We start from the raw sequence: 15,613 nt of genomic DNA, 5'->3' as shown, positions 1-15,613 counted from the left end.
GCCCGCGGAGATACGCGCGAAACCGCCAGGACGACCGGAAACCACCGCGCTCCGGCCGATTCCACGCGCACGTTTCCCGGTGGGGGACGGGATGAGCAGGCGGGCCGGGCGCGGGAGCGGCGCGGAGCCGGTCGAGGGCGGTGCCGGGGGCGGGCAGGGCCCGGGGGAGTGACGGGAACTCGCGCATGCGCCGGATGAGGCGTTGACTCCGCGGAGCCGCCGCGATTGCATGCTCCCCGGTCCTCCGGTGGAGACCCGGAGGGGAAAACGTGTCCTGTCTGGGGGGAACATGCGGAGAATCGCGAATCGGAACACCGGCGGAGCTTTACGGGCGGTCCTGAGCGCGGCGGTCGTGGTCTGCGTGGTCGCGGCGCCCGCGGCCGCCACGGCGGGGCCGGGGACCGCGGCGGCCGGTGCGGGGGCCGGAACCGGAACCGGTGTCGGTGTCGAGAGGATCAGCGTCGCGACCGACGAGGGCTACGGCGCCGCCTCGATCACCCCCGACGGCCGCAGCATCGTCTTCACCTCGCTCAAGAACGGCCCGGGACAGGACGGCAACGAGGTGTACGTCCACGACCGGCAGACCGGCCAGACCAGAACGGAGCCCCTGACCGAGGGCTGGACCCCGGCGATCAGCGGCGACGGGAGACAGGTCGCGGCCACCGCTCCGGCGCAGCGCCGGACCCCCGAACGGATTCAGCAGCGCTCGCTGGACCTGGGCACTTTTCCCGTTACCTGCTACCGCTGCGGCCAGCCGTCGCTGAGCGCGGACGGCCGCTACCTCGCCTTCGGCGCCCTGCGCTACCCGGGGCTGCTCCGGGACGTCGTGGTCGCCGACCGCAACGGCGGCTTCCAGACGATTGCCTCCCTCGGCAGCGCGGCTCCGGCCCGGCCGTCCGTCAGCGGCGATGGCCGCTACGTCGCCTACCAGGACCTCGGGTACCCGAAGGAAGGCGTCTATCTGTGGGACCGGACCACCGGTACCACATCCGGCCCCCTCGAAGGCCCGTCCGCGAGCGCTTCCCTCGTCCAGCTCGCCGACGGCGGAAGCAAGGTCGTCTATCTCTCCGGCCCCGACACCTACGTCCACGACACCGCCTCGGGCAGCGCCCAACTCGTGGCGGGCGTGCAGGGCGTGGCCATCGACCCCACCGGCCGCCATCTGCTGTACGCCCCGAACGACCCGAACGGCCCCTCGCTCGTCCTGCGCGACCTGCTGGCCGGAACCGACGAGACCGTTTCCGACCAGCCCGCGACGGCCGGGACCGACTCGGTCGGCTCGGGCGGACGCGATGTGGTCTTCCAGTCGACGGCCGACGCCATCGTCCCCGGCGACACCAACGGCACCTCCGACGTCTTCGTCCGCCGCTTCTTCTGACCGTCCCGTTTCTTCTGACCGTCCCGGGCGGTCCGGCCGGCCCGCGACGACCGCCCGGACAGGACTCAGCCGATCAGCGCCTCGGTGATCTGACGGGTGGTCTGCGCGGCCACTCGCGGGTCGGTGGCGGCGTAGTACGTATAGGCGTTGAGGCCGGTGGCCAGCGCCCAGCCGCGGCCGCGGAGCCAGGTGGTGTCGTCCACGCCGAGCGCGTCGCGGAAGACGGCCCGGCTCCGCGCCGACATCAGCGTGAAGGCGATCATCAGATCGCAGGCCGGGTCCCCGACGCCGAGTCCGCCGAAGTCGATGACCGCGCTGAGCCTGCCGTCGGTGGTCAGGAGGTTGCCGGTGTGGAAGTCCCCGTGGCACCAGACCGGAGGGCCGTCCCGTCCGGGCGCGCCGACCGCGGCGTCCCACAGCGCGGTCAGGGCCGCCCGGTCGAACGTGCCCGCCACCTCCGCGATGGCGGCCCGGGTCGTGCGGTCGCGTGCGGCCAGCGGCTCCAAGGCGAGGCCCTCGCGGGCGCCCCTGGCCGGAACCTCCCCGGGATCGAACCGCTGAAGGGCGCTCAGGAAGCCGGCCAGTTCAACGGCGGCCCGCGGGGAATCGGCCAACTCCCCGGCGGTCGCCACTTCGCCGTCCAGCCAGCGGGACACCGCCCACGGCCACGGGAAGCCGAAGCCGGGCTCTCCGACCGCCACCGGTACCGGTACCGCCAGGGGCAGTCGCGGGGCGAGCCGGGGCAGCCATGCGAACTCCTTCCGGGCCTGCCCGGCGGCGCCGGTATGACGGGGCAGCCGGACGGTCAACTCGTCGCCCAGCCGGTAGATCACATGGTCCGAGCCGGCCGGGTCCAGCCGTTCCAGGGGCAGCCCGGCCCACTGCGGGAACTGCGTACCGACCAGGCGTGCGGCCAGTGCGGCGTCGATCGCGGGCCGGACGTCCGCGGTTCCCCCGACTGCGGTCCCGTCGGTCGCCAAGAACAACTCCCTGATTCGGCCCGCCCCGTGCGGCGGACGGCCGGGGCCATTCCAGTGCGTTGCGGGACGCCTGTCGACCGGATTTCCCGGCCGCGGGTGCTCCGGGGGCGCCCCGGTGTTCCGCTCACCTCCCGTCGCACCGGCCACCGGTGCTGCGGCGGCGCGTCCGCGTCGCCGACTCGGTCGTGGCCTGCCCGGCGACGGCGAGTTCCGGCACCGCATCCGGGGAGCCGTACCGCCACGGTGGTCCGCCGTGCCCCGGCCACGACCCGGTGCGTTACCTGCCCGACTGCCCGACTGCCCGACTGCCCGACTGCCCGACTGCCCGGACGGTCCGGACACGCCCCGGGGTACGGCCTGATCCGTAACACCCCCGGCGGATCGCGCAGCCGCGCCCGGCGGCCCGGGCGGGCGGGACCTCCGGGGTCAGGGCAGCCGGGAGCCGCGGCCGTGGGAGCGGGCGGCGGTGACCCGGCCGCCCTCGCACGGGGGCGCTCCGCCGGACCGGCGCCGGCGCTCCGTACAGGACTCGTCGGCCGCCGGGCGAACTCTGAGCATCGCCCAGAGCCATAACGCGGTCGCCCCGCCGAGCCCGCCGCACACTCCGAGCCGGACGCTCTGGCGCGCCGGCAGGAACAGCTGGACGGCGGCCGCCTCCGCGGCCAGGAACAACAGGGCCGCGGAGGCCACTACTCGTCGTCGGTTCCGGTTCACGCCCGCGCCTTTCCGGTCACAGTCCGGCGGGGAGTCCGCCGGGCGAACGTCCTATACCCAGCGGGTGACCGGCTGACGCGATATCAGGGTGCGGGCGGTGGTGGCCGGGGCGCGCCGCGGCGCCCGGGCAGGACCCCCGCGCGGGGGCCCCGCCCGGTGCCGTCAGGCGCCGACCATCGCCAGTGCCTGGTCCAGGGCCTGGAGGAACCGGTTGGTGGTGACCCGGTCGCGGACCGCGATCCGGATCCAGTCCGGTCCGAGCCCGGGGAACGTATCACCGCGGCGGGTGGCGAAACCGAGCCGCCGCAGCCGCTCCCGTACCTCCGCGCCATGGCGTACATGCAGCAGGACGAACGACGCCTCCGCCGCGGCCACCACCCGCACCTCGTCGAACTCCGCCAGCCCGGCGAGCAGATGGGCGCGCTCCACGGCGATCTGCCGGGCCGCCTGCTCGGCCTCCTTCAGCGCCGCCGGATCCATGCACGCCTCGGCCGCCGCGAGTGCGGGCGTCGACACCGGCCACAGGGGCTGCGCACGCTCCAGCGCGTCCACGGTCTCCTGTTCCGCCAGGACGTATCCGATGCGCAGCCCGGCCAGACCCCAGGTCTTGGTGAGACTGCGCAGCACGATCAGGCCGGGGACGTCCGTACGGTCGGCGAGGGTTTCGGCCTCGTCCGGTACGGCGTCCATGAACGCCTCGTCCACGACCAGCAGCCGCCCCGGCCGGGCCAGCGCGGCGACCGCGGAGGCCGGATGCAGCACCGATGTCGGGTTCGTCGGATTGCCGATCACCACGAGATCCGCGTCCTCGGGCACCGCGGACGGGTCCAGCGCGAAGCCGTCCGACTCGCGGAGCAGCAGCCGGGACACCTCGAAACCGGCGTCCCGGAGCGCCGCCTCCGGCTCCGTGAACTGGGGATGGACGACCAGAGGACGCCGTACGCCCAGATCCCGGGCCACCCGGGCGATCAGGACGAACGCCTCCGCGGCACCGGCCGTCAGCAGAACCCGGCGGGCCGGGAGGCCGTGCCGCTCGGCGACGGCTGCCCGGGCTGCCCGGCCGTCCGGATAGGCCGCGAGCGACACCAGTGAGTCCATGATCCGCGCGCGCAGCCACGGGGGCGGAGTGCCGGTACGCACGTTCACCGCGAGGTCGGTCAGGCCCGCGGCGGCGTCCCGCATCTCCGCGTCACCGTGGTGGCGCAGGTCGAAAGGGTCAGTGGGCGTGTACATGGCTGCCGTGGTCGCTGTGCCGGCGCTTTCCGTGTCCCCCGGGGCCGTGGTGTTCCCCGCCCGCTCTCCGCGCTCTCTGCCCTGCATGTCCCGTGTGTTCCGTGTGTTCCGTGCCTGTGGTGTGTGTGGTGTGTGTGATGCGCGGAGTGCCTGCCGTGGGGTGGGCCGGGTGCCCGGCGGCGCTCCCGGTCCCGGTGCGTTCCCGGGTGCCGTGGGCGGCTATCAGCAGTGAGGGCGGGGTGGTCACGCGTTCTCCTCGGTGTGGGCGGTGCTGGGGTGGTGCGCCGTCGCACCGGACCCGGCGGAGCGGGCGGGGGTGAGGGCGTACGGTGCGGCGGCCGGGGCGGGAGGGGTGGCCGGGGCTGCGGAGGACCCGGCGTCCGCGCGGTCCGTACCGGGTCCGGGCCCGGTTCCCGCGCGGCGTGCGGACCGCGCGCCGCGCGGGAACCGGGCGGAACCGCCCGGGGCGGCGGGGGCGGTGGGGGAGGCCGGGGAGGAGTTTCCGGCACCGCCCCGGCGGCGGACCGTGCCGCGCCGGGTGCGGGGTCCGCGGCGCGGCTCCCGCTCGATGGGACGAACGGCACGGCTCATGGGGCAGCTCCGGGGTGAGGGTGGCAGCGGAGGGTTGACGCACGGCGGGCGGGGTTGCCGCGGTATGGCCGGAAGACGACGTTCCCACGCCGGGCCCCAAAAACGGAACCCGACTTGGCACTTCGTCCTTGAACGGGCGATTCCGGGGGAGTACCCACACGGTGGACGGTCATGCGCGGATTGCCTCCGTCCGCCGTCGGCCCTCCGGCGTACCCGGGCCCGCACGGCTCCCCGCGCTCCCGCCGGCCGGGCGCCGGGGGCGCGGGGCGGGAGCACGGGCCGTACGGCGGGGCTCCGGTGCCCCCGGCCGGGCGCCGCGGCCCGGCGGGCGGACGCGCCACGCCCCGGGGTGGTCTGCCGGGAGCCCACGGGTGACGGACGCGCCGCGGGCCACCGGGCGGGCGGGGACGGTGAGGTGACGGGGTGCGGAGCGCGGTGGGGGCGTGGACGGCCGTGCGCACGCCGCGCCCCGACGGCCGGGCACCCGGTCCGGAGGCGGCGGCCGGAGCGGTACCGGGAGCCGGGGCGGCGCGGGCCGGGTGTTCCGGCGCCGGGGGAGGAACCCGCCCGGGTACGGGGCGCTGCCGCGGCGGGCACGGTGCGGGCGGTGCGGGCGGGGCGGGCGAGGGACGGTCTCCCCGGCACGGGCGGCACTCCCGCGGGGGCGTGGTCGTCCACCGCGCCCGCGTGGGCGGGGCGGCCGCCGGGGGCGGCGGGACCCCGGCCCGTGCGCCCCGCGGCTCCGTCCGGGCATGCGTACTCCGCCCGGGCGCTTCGAGCGCGGGCGTACGCACCCGTGGTACGGGCGCCGGGTCTCCGCGGCGGTGGGGTGTCCGCCGTCATGACTGCCACCGGTTGCCGTGCGGGGTCGCCGCGCGGCCCGCGCTCGCGCGGGTGGCCGTGTTGCCGAGCGTCACGACGGTCATCATGTCCAGGCACGCCGGATCCACGCTGCCGGGTACCGGTGGGCGGCCGGATTCATCCGCCGCCGGCGCGGGCCGGACGGGCTTCCCCGGGGCGGCCGGCGGCGCCGACAGGACCCGGCCCGCAGGCAGCGGCAGGGGCCGCCCGCGGCCCGGCGCGGGCGTGTCCGGCGGGGGCCGAGTGCTTTGCGCCCGGCGCACCACCGCGCAGGTGGCCCCGGCCGGGCGCCCCTTCGGCGCCGACTTGCGCTTCGGTACGAGAAGCTCGCCGCCCTCCGCCAGCGCCGCGGCCTCCGCGACCGACGGTGTGCCGGTGGCCGCGAGGGCCGCCCCCGACGGATTCGGTACGGAGACCGCCGCGAGGCGTTCGGCCGGATATGTCACCAGGGGCACGTCCAGGGCCCGGGCGGCGGAGACGATGCCCGGCTCTCCGGCCTTCGTGTCCACGGTCGCCAGTTCCCTTACGTCCTCCGGTACGAGCCCTGCCGTGCGCAGCGCGGCGCGGATCAGTCCGAGCACCTCGGCGCCGGGTGTCCCGCGCGCCGCCCCGACCCCGACGACCAGGGAGGGCGCCCGGCCCGCCGCCGTCCACCGCACCCGCGCCGAACCGGCCCGGGTGGGCCGGTCAACGCCCGGAACCTCCGGACGCCCGCTCCCGGACGGGTCCACCACCAGCCCATGGCCCTCCGCGCCCGGCCGACCCGGGGGCGGGCTTTCCGGCGTCCGAGACAGCTCCGGGTCCGGCGCTCCGGCGGCCGACGGGCCCTGTGCTCCGGCAAACGGGTGAACGGCGCGGGTGTGAAGCGGATACGACGGGGTCCGATCCGCTAGCAAGGGCGCATGGCGGTGTTCGTCGCGCTCGGCGCGTTCCTGATGACGCTGTTCGGCGGCTGGGCGGCCCATCGTGTCACCGACCGGCGCCACCTCGTGCTGGGCCTGGCGGGCGGGCTGATGCTCGGGGTCGTCGGACTCGACCTGCTGCCGGAGGCGCTGGACGCGGCCGGAACCCCCGTCTTCGGCGTCCCGCAGGCCCTGCTGCTCTTCGTCGGCGGCTTTCTGACCGCGCATCTGGTGGAACGTCTCCTCGCCGCACGGAGCGCCGCGCACGGCGCCCCGGACTCCGGCACCGGGGCGGAACCGGGCGCGGGTGCCGCCGCCCGGCCCCGGGTGCCGCAGGTCGGGCTGACGGCCGCCGCCGCGATGGTGGGGCACAGCCTGATGGACGGCATCGCCATCGGCGCCGCCTTCCAGGTCGGCGAGGCCATGGGGCTGACCGTCGCGCTCGCGGTGATCGCCCACGACTTCGCCGACGGCTTCAACACCTACACCCTGACCAGCGCCTACGGAAACACCCGGGGCAAGGCGGTCGCCATGCTGTTCGCCGACGCCTGCGCACCCGTCGTGGGGGCCGCGTCCACCCTGCTGTTCACCATCCCGGTGGAGGCGCTCGGGTCCTACCTCGGCTTCTTCGGCGGCGCGCTGCTCTATCTCGCCGCCGCGGAGATCCTGCCGGAGGCCCACCACACCCACCCGGCGCGCTCCACCCTGCTGTGCACCGTCGGCGGCGTGGCTTTCATCTGGCTGGTGGTCGGCCTCGCCGAATGACCGGGCCCCGGCCCGCAGCACCCCCGGCACCCTCGGTACACCCGGCGCCCCCGGGCTCGCCGCTGCGGTGACCGGCGCCGAGGGGACCCGAGCCCACCGGACGACTACCTGAAGAATCGATTCTTCGGAGGGTTCGGACAGCTCCGGTCCGGGCCTGAGCCGTCCGGGGCCCGGTACTCCCGCGGCCCCGGGCGCCGCGGCATCCGCAGCCCGGTCCCGGCCGGCCCCGTCCCGACCCGCACCGGCCCTGCCCCGGCCGTTCAGCGGGCGCATCGCTCCACGAACCGGCCCGCCACCGAGGGCACGGCCGCCCAGTGGGTGTGCAGATAGCTCGCGTGCACCCCGTCCCGGACGAAGCCCTCGGTCCGCCGTTCGGGCCTCAGCAGCCCCCAGGCGGGCTCCTCGCCCGTCCCCGGCTCGACCACGGTCCGGTGGAACTCGTGCCCCCGGATCCGGGTCCCCGCGGCGGCGAGCACGCTGTCCCCGACGGCGACCGCCTCGCGGTAGCCCAGCGTCAGCCTGCCGGTCATCCGGGCGTCCGCCGCCAGCACACCGCACATCGGCAGCCCGTCCAGCGAGCGCGTCAGATAGAGCAGCCCGGCGCACTCGGCGGCGACCGGCCCGCCGTCCCGGGCGAACCCCGCTACGGCCCGGCGCATCGGCTCGTTCGCGGACAGCTCCTCCGCGTAGACCTCGGGGAACCCGCCGCCGATGACGATGCCCGCGGTGCCCTCGGGCAGCGCCGTGTCCCGTACCGGATCGAAGGTCACCACCTCGGCGCCGTACGCCCGCAGCAGCTCGGTGTGCTCCGTATACCCGAAGGTGAACGCCGCACCTCCCGCGACCGCCACCACGGGACCGCTCCCGGTCCCGCTCCGCGGCCTCCGGGCGGAACCGGACAACAGCCCGCCCGGCCCCCCGGCGGAGGCGCCCCCCGCCGCACCGGAGCCGTTCACCGCCGCACCCGGCGCCCCGGCTCCGGCGGAGACCGGAACGGGGGCCGGGGAGGACGTCCGGGCGACCGGCGCCGCCGCGGCACCGGGAACGAGCCCGGGAAGCATCCCCGGCCGCCCCTCCGCCCGCTCCTCCGGAACGGGACTCCACACGGGCGCGCTCAGCGCCGGAGCCGAACGCGCCAGCGCCAGCAGCCCCGGAAGGTCGCAGTGCTCCCGCACCAGAGCCGCCATCGCCGCCACCGCGTCCACCGCCTCCGCGGCGCGCTCCGCCGTCGGTACCAGGCCGAGATGGCGCGAGGGCGTCGCCACGGCGGCGCCCCGCGGCAGCGACCCCAGCACCGGGACCCCCACCGCCTCCAGGGCGTCCCGCAGCAGCTCCTCGTGGCGCGGCGAGCCGACCTTGTTCAGGATGATCCCGCCGATCCGCACCTCCGGGTCGAAGGAGATGAACCCGTGGGCCAGCGCGGCCACCGACCGCGACTGCGACGACGCGTCCACGACCAGCACCACCGGCGCCCGCAGCAACTTGGCGACCTGGGCCGTGGACGCCAGCTCACCGAGCCCCGACGCCCCGTCGTACAGGCCCATCACGCCCTCCACGACCGCCAGATCGCAGCCCTCGGCGCCGTGCCGGAACAGCGGCTCCACCAGCTCCGGACCGCAGAGATACGCGTCCAGGTTGCGGCCCGGCCGGCCCGTGGCCAGCGCGTGGTACCCGGGGTCGATGTAATCGGGGCCCACCTTGTGCGGCGACACCGCGAGCCCGGTTCCGGCGAAGGCGGCCATCAGCCCCGTCGCCACCGTGGTCTTGCCGCTGCCCGACGAGGGCGCCGCGACAACGAGACGTGCTACCACTCGATGCCCTTCTGCCCCTTCTGCCCCGCGTCCATCGGGTGCTTGACCTTGCCCATCTCGGTGACCAGATCCGCGAAGTCGAGCAGCGGCCCGGGGGCGTTGCGGCCGGTGATCACCACATGCTGGTTGCCCGGCCGGTCCCGCAGCACCTCGACCACCTCCGCGGGATCCACCCACCCCCAGTGCATCGGGTAGGCGAACTCGTCCAGCACATAGAGCCGGTACGTCTCCCGGGCCAGGTCCCGCTTGACCTGCTCCCAGCCCTCCCGGGCCGCCTCCTCGTTGCTGAGCTGCCGGTCGCGCTGCACCCACGACCAGCCCACACCCATCTTGTGCCAGTCGACGGTGCCGCCCTCCCCGGAATCCCCGAGGACCCGCAGCGCCCGCTCCTCGCCGACCTTCCACTTCGCCGACTTGACGAACTGGAACACCCCGATCGGCCAGCCCTGGTTCCAGGCGCGCAGCGCGAGCCCGAACGCGGCCGTCGACTTGCCCTTGCCCGGCCCCGTGTGGACGAGGACCAGGGGCCGGTTGCGGCGCTGGCGAGTGGTGAGCCCGTCGTCGGGAACGACGGACGGCTGTCCCTGCGGCATATGGTCACGCGGCCCTTCTGCTGTCACCAGCGGTACGTACGTCCTTCACCAGACCGGCTATCGCCTCGGCCCGGAGACCGTCGAGAGTCACCACGGCGGCCCCCAGATCGCCGGCCAGCCGGTTCGCGAGCCCGAGCCGCACCGGGCCCGACTCGCAGTCCACCACCACCGAGGCCGTGCCCTCGGCGGCATGCAGCCCGGCGGCCCGGCCCGCCAGCGCCACCGGATCGGGCCCGCCGGTCGCCCGGCCGTCCGTGACCACGACCAGCAGCGCACGCCGCGACGGATCGCGCATCCGCTCCACCCGCAGCACGTCATGGGCCTTCAACAGCCCCGCCGCCAGCGGGGTCCGGCCCCCGGTCGGCAGCAGTTCGAGCCGGGCCGCGGCCGTGTCCACCGACGACGTCGGCGGCAGCACCAGCTCCGCCTCGCGGCCCCGGAAGGTGACCAGCCCGACCTTGTCACGGCGCTGATAGGCATCGAGCAGCAGCGACAGCACCGCCCCCTTGACCGCGCCCATCCGCCGCCGGGCCGCCATCGAACCGGACGCGTCCACCACGAACAGCACCAGATTGGACTCCCGGCCCTCCCGGACCGACTGCCGCAGATCGTCCCGGCGCACCACCAGCCCGGGTCCGCGCCGCCCGCGCACCCGCTGATGGGGCGCGGCGGCCCGGATCGTCGCCGCCAGATGGAGCGGACCGAGCGCACCCCGGGGCCGCCGCGCCCCGGTCGTCCGGCCGTGCTCCGCCCGCGCCCTCGACCGCCGCCCGGCGGCCCCGTCGCCCGTCCCCGGCACGGTCAGCGGTTTGGTCCGGAACGGCTCACCGGCCGCCACCGCCCGCTGCTCCCCACCGCCTCCGGGCGGCGGTCCGCCGTCCCCGGCCTCCGGCGCCGCGGACGCATCGCCCCCCGACGGCACGTCCGGACCGTCCGGCCCGTCCTGCGGCGGCAGCCCGCCGCCCCCGTCCGGGCCACCGGGGCCCGGACCGTCCCCGTCGGGATCCGGATCGGGATCCCCCTCCGGGCCGCCCTCCGGCGCCCCGCCGGGACCTGGCTCCGGCTCCGGCGCGCCGCCCCCGCCGTCCCGGTCGTCCTGATCGGCGAACCGCTCCAGCGTCTCGTCGAGCCGCTCCTGGTCGAGCCCCGGAGCGTCGAACGGATTGCGCCGCCGCCGGTGCGGCAGCGCCAGCAGCGCCGCCTGCCGGACGTCCTCGGCCAGTACGTCCTCCCGGCCCGCCCACGCGGCCAGCGCCGTCGCCGTACGGGCCATCACGATGTCCGCCCGCATCCCGTCGACCTCGAACTCGGCGCAGGTCGCCGCTATCCGCCGCAGCGCGCCGTCCCCGAGCCGTACCCGGGGCAGCAGCGCCCTGGCCGCCGTGACCCGCTCCCGCAGCGCGTCCTCCTCGCCCGCCCAGCGCGCCGCAAAGGCCACCGGGTCGTCGTCGAAGGCCAGCCGGCGCCGGACGACCTCCACCCGCTGCTCCGGCTCCCGGGACGCCGAGACCTCGACGGTCAGCCCGAACCGGTCCAGCAACTGCGGCCGCAGCTCGCCCTCCTCCGGGTTCATCGTGCCCACCAGGAGGAACCGGGCGGCGTGCCGTACGGATACGCCCTCGCGCTCCACGTACGACGCGCCCATCGCGGCCGCGTCCAGCAGGACGTCCACCAGATGGTCGTGGAGGAGATTGACCTCGTCGACGTAGAGGATGCCGCGGTGTGCGTCGGCGAGCAGCCCCGGCTCGAAGGACTTCACGCCCTCCGCCAGCGCCCGCTCCATGTCGAGGGCGCCTACCAGGCGGTCCTCGGAGGCCCCGACCGGCAGTTCCACCATCCGCGCCGCCCGCCGGCCGCCCTCGCCCGCCTCGTGCGGACCGTCCGGACAGTCGCCGTCCGGCTCGCGGGGGTCGCAGGAGAACCGGCAGCCGGGCACCACGGCGACCGTCGGCAGCAGCGCCGCCAGCGCCCGGACCGCGGTCGACTTCGCGGTCCCCTTCTCACCGCGCACCAGCACCCCGCCGACCCGCGGCGACACCGCGTTCAGCAGCAGCGCGAGCCGCAGATCGTCCTGGCCGACCAGGGCCGTGAACGGATAGGTCGTCCTGCTCATGCGTCTCCTTCCAGTCCTTTCAGTCCCTCCGGACCGCTGTCCGGAAGCGCCGCCGGTACCGGGGCCGGCGCCCCGCCCACCGCCGTGTCCGCCACGGGGACCCCGGCTGCCGCCGTGTCCGCCGCAGGGCTTGCCGCGGGGTCCGTATCCGGGTCCACCGGCGATCCGGCGGCGGCCGGTGCGGCGACCGGTGGCGGGGCGCCCGGCGGCACGAACGGCAGCCCGGCGGGCGGACCCTCCTCGATCAGCCGCCACAGCGCGCCGGTGTCCGCGTGCTCCCCGATCAGATCGCCGAGCCGGTCGAGCTGCTCCTCGCGGAGCGCCTCGAACGAGGTGTCCGGAGCGGGCACGAAGCGCCGCCCCGCCGCCTCGGCGACCCGGCGCAGGAACGCCCGCCGGAAGCCGTCGCTCTCCAGCGAGCCGTGCCAGTGGGTGCCCCACACCTCTCCGACCCGGCAGCCGTCGAGGAACGGCTCCCCGCCGAGGACCTCGGCGACGCCGTGATGGATCTCGTACCCCTCGACGGGCTCGCCCAGCGCCGAACCGGACGGCCGCGCCAGCGTCTTGGCCGCCGCGAACCGCACCCGTACCGGCAGCAGTCCCAGCCCCTCGACGGAGCCCGCCCGGGACTCCACCTCGTCGTCGATACGGTCGCCGAGGAGCTGGAAGCCCCCGCAGATCCCCAGCACCGGACGGCCTTCGGCGGCCCGGCGCACCAGGGCGTCCGCCAGACCGCGACGGCGCAGCCAGTCCAGCGCGCGCACCGTGCCCCGGGTGCCGGGCACGATCACCAGATCGGCGTCCACCAGCTCCTCGGGCCGGTCCACGAACCGCACCACCACACCCGGTTCGGCCGCGAGCGCGTCGACATCGGTGAAGTTCGACATCAGCGGTACCGCGCAGACCGCGACCCGCAGGATCTCCGCGCCGACCGGCGGCGCCACCAGCGATTCGCGCACCGCCCCGCGCAGCGACACCCGCAGCCCGTCCTCCTCGTCGATGCCGAGACCGTGGGCGTACGGCAGCACTCCGAAGAACGGCCGTCCCGTCACGGAGGTCAGCATGGAGAGCCCCGGCCGCAGCAGCTCCACGTCCCCCCGGAACTTGTTCACCAGATAGCCCGCGATCAGGCTCTGGTCCGCCGCGTCGAGCAGGGCCGTCGTCCCGAAGAAGGAGGCGAAGACACCACCGCGGTCGATGTCCCCGACGACCAGCACGGGAAGCCGCGCCGCGCGGGCGACGCCCATGTTCACCAGGTCCGTACGGCGCAGGTTGATCTCCGCCGGGCTGCCGGCGCCCTCGCAGATCACGGCGTCGTGCGTGCTGCGGAGTTCCTCCAGGCAGCCCAGAACCGTGGTCAGCAGCTCCTCGCGCCGCCCGGCTCGGCCGAAGTACCCCCGGGCGCTCATCTCGCCGACCGGTCTGCCCAGCAGTACCACCTGGCTGGTGCGGTCGCCGCCCGGCTTCAGCAGCACCGGGTTCATCAGGGCGGACGGCTCCGTGTTCGCCGCCCGTGCCTGCATCGCCTGGGCCCGCCCGATCTCGGCGCCGTCCCGTGTCACGAACGAGTTCAGGGACATGTTCTGCCCCTTGAACGGCGCGACCTTGACCCCCTGGCGGGCCAGCCAGCGGCAGATGCCCGCGGTGACCACGCTCTTGCCCGCGTCCGAGGTCGTCCCGGCGACCAGCAGCCCGCCGCCCGGCCGGCGCTCCGCCATCCTCACCGCCCCCTCTCCGTCCCGTACCCCTGATATGCCGTGCGTGTCCTGCGTGTCCTGCGTGTCCTGCATGCCTTGCGTGTCGTGCACGTTCCGCGTGTGCCGTGTGTCCCGCCCGCCCGGCCTCCGCCGCGCGTACGAACCGGACCGGCCGGAGCCCTCGCACGGCGGCCGCGGCGAACCGGATCGGATCCCATGCTGGACCTCGCGCCGGCACTCCGCCGGAGCCTGTGGACTACCGTCCGCTCCGGGAAAAATCCGTCACCCTCTGCCGCCCCGACAGCCCCCGAGGCCCCGAAGACCCCAGCCGCCCCAGCGCCCACCGTCCGGCCACACACACCCCCAGCGCCAGTACGCCCACCCGCCGCGAGAGGCGTACCGCGCGCTCGATGTCCGGGACCGCGACCGGTCGCGCGCCGCCGTTCAGGACGGCCCGGTGCTCCACCCGGCCGCCGTACGCCAGCGTGCCGCCGAGCCGTACCCCCAGCGCGCCCGCGAACGACGCCTCGACCGGTCCCGCGTTGGGGCTGGGATGCCGGCCCGCGTCCGCCCGCCAGGCCCGTACGGCACCCCGCGGGTCACCGCCCGCGACCACGGCCAGCGCCGCCGTCAGCCGTGCTCCCGGCCAGCCCGCGGCATCGTCCAGACGCGCGGCCGCCCAGCCGAACCGGCGGTGGCGCGGCGAACGGTGCCCCACCATGGCGTCCAGCGTGTTGACGGCACGGAAACCGACGAGCCCCGGCACCCCGGCCACGGCCCCCCACACCAGGGCGCCCACCACGGCGTCCGACGTGTTCTCGGCGACGGACTCCACCACCGCCCGGGCCATCTCCGGCCCGTCCAGCGCCTGCGGGTCCCGGCCGCACAGATGGGGCAGCCTCGCCCGGGCCGCTTCGAGATCCCCGGCGGCCAGCGCGTCTCCGACGGCCCGTGCCTCCCGGGCCAGGGACGTACCCCCGACCACGGCCCAGGTCGCGGCGGCCGTCAGCGCGGCGGAGGCGAGGGGAGCGTGGCGCACCGCGCGTACGGCGCCCGCCGCGACGGCGACGGCACCGCCCGCGCACCCGGCGGCGTACAGCGCGCCCCAGCCGCGGTGATCACGCCACAGCAACCGCTCCGCGGCGCCCGCGGCCCGCCCGAACAGCGCGACCGGATGGCCCCGGCGGGGGTCGCCGAGCAACAGGTCCCCGATGAGCCCGGCCGTCGCGCCGTACGCGAAGATCCGGTCGGCTCCGGGACGGCCGGGCGGGGCTGAGCCGTTGCCACGCATGGCGAATGTCCTCACTCAGGGTGTCCGCGCCCTGGTTCGACGTGAACGGAGGCGAGAGTTCCTGGCTTCCGGGGACTGCTCCCCGGTGACAGTGGCGGGACCGCGCCGGATTCGCACCGGCTTCCTCTGCTGCCTCCGTAATGGCCCCGGCAGTCCACCACGGGGTGAGAACGGCCGTCAACTCGCCCTTGACCTGCGGCGGAGCAGTGTGCGCAGGGACACATACGGCCGTCGGCGGCAGGGTCCGTACGAGGAACGGCCGGGCCGGTACACGAAAACAGCGGGCCGGCACAACGAGAACAGCCGGGCCCAGGACACGGAAACAGCGGGCCCAGGACACGGAAACAGCCGGGCCAGGACACGGAAACGGCCGGGCCCGGCACCACAGGGGTGCCGGGCCCGGCCGTTTCCTGCCGTCGCTGCCGCCGCGCGGGGCGGCACCGGCGGCGGCGCGGATCAGGTGACGATGAGGTAGATGCCGTACGACACGGCGACCGCGCACGCCGCGAAGCAGGCGTAGGCACCGGTCCGGGGCAGGATCGTCGAACCACCCTTGGCGGCGGCCGCCTCCTGCTTGGTCAGAGCGATGACTCCGAGGGCGAACAGGCCCACCAGACCGACGGTGGCGATGAGGCTGACACCGAAGACGGAGCCCAGGGCTACCCAGTCGATTTTCATGCTGAT

11 protein-coding genes, 1 pseudogene and 1 riboswitch are annotated in these 15,613 nt (G+C 75.7%); of the genes and pseudogenes, 2 read left to right on the top strand and 10 right to left on the bottom strand.

Annotation, left to right across the window (positions count from 1 at the left end):
• Positions 1 to 289 precede the first annotated feature (289 nt).
• Positions 290 to 1,378 carry a TolB family protein gene (locus tag ACWDR0_RS18275; protein ID WP_456352705.1) on the top strand — a complete coding sequence of 363 codons (1,089 nt, stop codon included), beginning with the start codon at positions 290 to 292 and terminating at the stop codon, positions 1,376 to 1,378.
• A gap of 65 nt (positions 1,379 to 1,443) precedes the next feature.
• Here the strand turns inward: ACWDR0_RS18275 and ACWDR0_RS18270 are convergent, their stop codons facing one another.
• The 4 genes and pseudogenes from ACWDR0_RS18270 to ACWDR0_RS18255 all read right to left on the bottom strand — a co-directional run.
• Entirely contained in the window at positions 1,444 to 2,358 is a 915-nt protein-coding gene (locus ACWDR0_RS18270) for an aminoglycoside phosphotransferase family protein (protein ID WP_456352704.1), read from the bottom strand.
• A gap of 426 nt (positions 2,359 to 2,784) precedes the next feature.
• Positions 2,785 to 3,072: a hypothetical protein gene (locus ACWDR0_RS18265; protein WP_456352703.1), complete on the bottom strand. Its 288-nt coding sequence runs from the start codon at positions 3,070 to 3,072 to the stop codon at positions 2,785 to 2,787.
• Positions 3,073 to 3,234: 162 nt separating this feature from the next.
• Complete coding sequence (cobC, locus tag ACWDR0_RS18260) at positions 3,235 to 4,305, bottom strand: Rv2231c family pyridoxal phosphate-dependent protein CobC (RefSeq protein ID WP_456352702.1); 1,071 nt, start codon at positions 4,303 to 4,305, stop codon at positions 3,235 to 3,237.
• Positions 4,306 to 5,915: 1,610 nt separating this feature from the next.
• Positions 5,916 to 6,395: pseudogene (locus ACWDR0_RS18255) on the bottom strand (cobalamin biosynthesis protein); the annotation flags it as partial.
• A gap of 264 nt (positions 6,396 to 6,659) precedes the next feature.
• On the opposite strand from ACWDR0_RS18255, the gene ACWDR0_RS18250 reads away from it, so the two are divergent.
• Positions 6,660 to 7,424, top strand: a complete 765-nt coding sequence (locus ACWDR0_RS18250; protein ID WP_456352701.1) for a ZIP family metal transporter — start codon at positions 6,660 to 6,662, stop codon at positions 7,422 to 7,424.
• A gap of 260 nt (positions 7,425 to 7,684) precedes the next feature.
• Here the strand turns inward: ACWDR0_RS18250 and ACWDR0_RS18245 are convergent, their stop codons facing one another.
• The 6 genes from ACWDR0_RS18245 to ACWDR0_RS18220 all read right to left on the bottom strand — a co-directional run bounded on the left by ACWDR0_RS18245 (position 7,685) and on the right by ACWDR0_RS18220 (position 15,607).
• A complete protein-coding gene (locus ACWDR0_RS18245) occupies positions 7,685 to 9,235 on the bottom strand; it encodes a cobyrinate a,c-diamide synthase (RefSeq protein ID WP_456352700.1) in 1,551 nt (516 codons plus the stop codon).
• Positions 9,229 to 9,828 (bottom strand): cob(I)yrinic acid a,c-diamide adenosyltransferase, encoded by a 600-nt coding sequence (cobO, locus tag ACWDR0_RS18240; RefSeq protein ID WP_456352739.1) that lies wholly within the window; start codon positions 9,826 to 9,828, stop codon positions 9,229 to 9,231. Before cobO ends, ACWDR0_RS18245 begins: the two co-directional genes overlap by 7 nt.
• Positions 9,829 to 9,832: 4 nt before the next feature.
• Positions 9,833 to 11,941, bottom strand: coding sequence for a putative cobaltochelatase (locus tag ACWDR0_RS18235; RefSeq protein ID WP_456352699.1), 2,109 nt, complete (start codon positions 11,939 to 11,941; stop codon positions 9,833 to 9,835).
• Positions 11,938 to 13,659 carry a cobyric acid synthase gene (locus ACWDR0_RS18230; protein ID WP_456352738.1) on the bottom strand — a complete coding sequence of 574 codons (1,722 nt, stop codon included), beginning with the start codon at positions 13,657 to 13,659 and terminating at the stop codon, positions 11,938 to 11,940. Before ACWDR0_RS18230 ends, ACWDR0_RS18235 begins: the two co-directional genes overlap by 4 nt.
• Before the next feature lie 235 nt (positions 13,660 to 13,894).
• Positions 13,895 to 14,929, bottom strand: a complete 1,035-nt coding sequence (locus tag ACWDR0_RS18225; RefSeq protein ID WP_456352698.1) for a cobalamin biosynthesis protein — start codon at positions 14,927 to 14,929, stop codon at positions 13,895 to 13,897.
• Between the two features lie 33 nt (positions 14,930 to 14,962).
• A riboswitch (cobalamin riboswitch) is annotated at positions 14,963 to 15,081 on the bottom strand.
• 304 nt (positions 15,082 to 15,385) lie between these two features.
• Positions 15,386 to 15,607: a hypothetical protein gene (locus tag ACWDR0_RS18220; protein WP_456352697.1), complete on the bottom strand. Its 222-nt coding sequence runs from the start codon at positions 15,605 to 15,607 to the stop codon at positions 15,386 to 15,388.
• Between the last annotated feature and the right edge of the window lie 6 nt (positions 15,608 to 15,613).

This window comes from Streptomyces sp. NPDC003691 (assembly GCF_053981115.1).
The sequence above is the reverse complement of the archived record's forward strand: the minus strand, read 5'-3'. Positions and strand labels throughout refer to the sequence as shown.

Coding starts and splice junctions, on each gene's coding strand:
- cobC (WP_456352702.1), bottom strand. CDS start 4,305: ATGTACACGCCCACTGACCCTTTCGACCTGCGCCACCACGGTGACGCG.
- ACWDR0_RS18225 (WP_456352698.1), bottom strand. CDS start 14,929: ATGCGTGGCAACGGCTCAGCCCCGCCCGGCCGTCCCGGAGCCGACCGG.
- ACWDR0_RS18220 (WP_456352697.1), bottom strand. CDS start 15,607: ATGAAAATCGACTGGGTAGCCCTGGGCTCCGTCTTCGGTGTCAGCCTC.
- ACWDR0_RS18275 (WP_456352705.1), top strand. CDS start 290: ATGCGGAGAATCGCGAATCGGAACACCGGCGGAGCTTTACGGGCGGTC.
- ACWDR0_RS18230 (WP_456352738.1), bottom strand. CDS start 13,659: ATGGCGGAGCGCCGGCCGGGCGGCGGGCTGCTGGTCGCCGGGACGACC.
- cobO (WP_456352739.1), bottom strand. CDS start 9,828: ATGCCGCAGGGACAGCCGTCCGTCGTTCCCGACGACGGGCTCACCACT.
- ACWDR0_RS18235 (WP_456352699.1), bottom strand. CDS start 11,941: ATGAGCAGGACGACCTATCCGTTCACGGCCCTGGTCGGCCAGGACGAT.
- ACWDR0_RS18250 (WP_456352701.1), top strand. CDS start 6,660: ATGGCGGTGTTCGTCGCGCTCGGCGCGTTCCTGATGACGCTGTTCGGC.